Annotated in this window: 2 protein-coding genes and 1 pseudogene; 2 read left to right on the plus strand and 1 reads right to left on the minus strand. The window is 56.5% G+C overall.

The annotated features are described in order from the left end of the window. Positions 1-170: 170 nt before the first annotated feature. A pseudogene (locus DBR23_RS26925) lies at positions 171-800 on the plus strand (transposase); the annotation flags it as partial. 259 nt (positions 801-1,059) lie between these two features. After that, positions 1,060-1,905 carry an AraC family transcriptional regulator gene (locus DBR23_RS26930; RefSeq protein ID WP_003464995.1) on the plus strand — a complete coding sequence of 282 codons (846 nt, stop codon included), beginning with the start codon at positions 1,060-1,062 and terminating at the stop codon, positions 1,903-1,905. Between the two features lie 29 nt (positions 1,906-1,934). On the opposite strand, the gene DBR23_RS26935 is transcribed toward DBR23_RS26930, so the two are convergent. Further along, positions 1,935-2,453, minus strand: coding sequence for a YkgB family protein (locus DBR23_RS26935; RefSeq protein WP_003464991.1), 519 nt, complete (start codon positions 2,451-2,453; stop codon positions 1,935-1,937). Between the last annotated feature and the right edge of the window lie 337 nt (positions 2,454-2,790).

Here is a 2,790-nt window from a genome sequence, read left to right on the forward strand (position 1 = left end):
GGAAAGTCAATGAAATCAACGATCTACCAACACCACCTCCGCGCCAGTGCTAGCTTTTCGTACCGTCACTTATTGCACTGAAAACGAGGAGACCCCTGGTGACAGCCCGGGCCGACCAGGGCGCGGGTTTTGTCACCAAGGGAGACGGGCAGGGCGGGCGGTGCGGATAACTGGTGTACCGCTGCGGCAAGCAGCGCAGCGAACCCACCAGCGACAAGCGCGGTGCCAAGGTTGATGAGCTGCACCTCACACCGCTGGAGCTGATCGACCGCATTGCCGCGCTGGTTCCCCCGCCACGCACCCACCGGCACCGCTATTTTGGCGTGTTGGCACCCAACTCGCCGCTCAGGGCTGCGGTGACGGCGCTGGCGACACCGGCGCAAGCCGCTCCCGTGCTGGGCGCGTCGATCAGCACGGGGGAGTGCGCGCCTGGTGTGGTACCGATGAGCAGCGCGCTGCCATCCCAGAGCGAGCCGGTGCTGCCCAAGCGTGCAGCGCACTACCTGTGGGCGGTGCTGATCGCCCGCATCTACGAGGTGTTCCCCCTCTTGTGTCCGCTGTGTGGCGGGCAGATGCGCATCATCGCGTTCATTACGCACAGCGCTGACATCCGGCACATCCTGGACCACATCGGGGCAGATTCAGAGCCACCCCGCATCTCCCCGGCGCGCGGGCCACCGCTGTGGGATGACTGTAGTGATGCGCAGATGGATGACGGGGCGCAAACCGAGCCAGCAGACTGGGACCTAGCGGCGCAACCGGCACCGGACTTTGAGGTCGATCAGCGCATCAGTTGGTGAATGAACAAAGCGGCGATTTTGACTTGCCGCGAACTGGCTCTGCGCCCGGTACACGCCGAGCGCCGCAAATCACTCTCCTGAACGCCAAACCCTGGTGGTGAACCTGACACCTGGGCGGGAAAATCGAGTGTCTCAGCCGGCTTGATGGCGCTTCCGCGGTGCGATACTTGGCCTCATGCGGTTAAAACGCCTATCCGTGGCACTGAACGACAACGCAGATGGTATGGTCTGTGCGTTCTGACTCGTCAAGGATCGGCCAATGGATCGTTTGTCTAATTTGCTCTCGCGGTTCGGCGTGCGGGCCAATCTGTTCTATGACGGCGACCTATGCGGCTCTGCATCTTACGATGGCGCCGAGCGGCGAGGTTATATCCATCTGCTTCAGGCCGGCAGCGTGACGTTGCTTGGTCCCGATCGCAAGGATTTGCAGCTCACTCGCCCTAGCTTGATTTTTATGCCACGCCCCGCCAAGCATCAATTGTTTGCGGGTGAGTCCGATGGCGCAAAGTTGTTGTGTGCTTCCATGGAGTTTGAGGGCGGAATTGATAATCCTTTGTCGGCTTCATTACCGGACTGTTTGGTGCTCGCACTCGATGATCTGCCCATGCTGGCAGACACGTTGGAGTGGATGTTCGCCGAGGCGGCAAATGTGCATTGTGGAAGGGAAGCCGCGCTTGAGCGCTTATTTGAGCTCCTAATCATTCTGTTGCTCCGTTACCTGCTCGATCATCACCAGTTGCGCACCGGAATGATGGCTGGACTGGCCGACATGCGGCTTGCCCGATCGCTTTTACAGATGCACAACTCCCCGGAACATGCCTGGTCAATAGCAGAGCTGGCCAGTGAGTCAAATATGTCACGCGCTGCGTATGCCGTGCATTTCAAGAGTGTCATCGGACAGACGCCTGCTGATTATTTGTTGAGTTGGCGAGTTAGCCTGGCTCAGAAGCTGATGCGAGAAGGGCGCTCGATTACGCTGATTGCAGCTCAAGTCGGCTACGAAAGTCCTTCGGCGCTGTCTCGCGCATTTAGACGCAAGACGGGGTTGAGCCCTCGTGACTGGTTGAAAGATCTGGCGGGGGAAAATGACGGCAAAAAGGCCTAAGGCATTACTGCCTTAAGCCATTGAAAAAATTATGCATTAATTTTACGTTTTTCCAGTTCAACCAGCGAATGGCCTGCCACAAATATCGAAACAGCAAGCAACCCTAAGTCTTTAAGCAGAAACTGACCTGGCGCAACGGAAATCGCCGGAAACCCTAAACTAGGCTCAATGACGCCCGGAGTGGAAAACATAAAGCTAAGGGTTGTGAAGAACAGGCCTGCAGACAGAGCGCCTCCTACCACGGATAGTTTGGGTGACAGCATGCGGCCTGCGATCAGAGTGCCGATCGAAATCTCTAGTATGCCGAGCAGGCTGGAGAACATGTCGACCGAAAAAATGCTATACACCCATCCCAAAAGCGGGCTGTTGCTCACCAGTGGAACCAGGCCCTCGGCCTCGTAGTGGGTAAATTTCATGCCGCCGAACCAGAAGTAAATAATAGCGAGAGCCAAGTACGCGCCATAGATACCTAGCCCCATAGTTTTGGTTCCAAGCGTTAAGTGGGCCTGTACGCTGGACTTCGAGTTTTCAATGCCTATGGTTTTCATGTCTGAGCTTCCAGTAGTGAGTGAGAGTGTGTTGGCTGCCGAACGCCGTATGCGTTGGCGATGAGATGATTATGGCTGGCATCTCTAATCAAGAGGCATCAGAAAGTATTGATTTCAGTGCAGATCGTCTTGGGCGGTGCAATTCGCGATGAAGGGATCGCCGTGGAGAGCGATGAGTGCACTATTTCGATAAAGGAGTCGTTTTACATAGGTAAGTAAGTCCGCAGCCAAGCTACCCTGCCAAGGCCCGAACTGGCGACGGTTCGGGCCTTGTGCTTTGCGTACCCAAACAATCGCCGCAGAATACTGTGCATTTGTACAGTATTCATGTCAGCCA

Origin of the sequence: Acidovorax sp. HMWF018 (genome assembly GCF_003061035.1) — a bacterium.
Taxonomy (GTDB): domain Bacteria; phylum Pseudomonadota; class Gammaproteobacteria; order Burkholderiales; family Burkholderiaceae_C; genus Acidovorax; species Acidovorax delafieldii.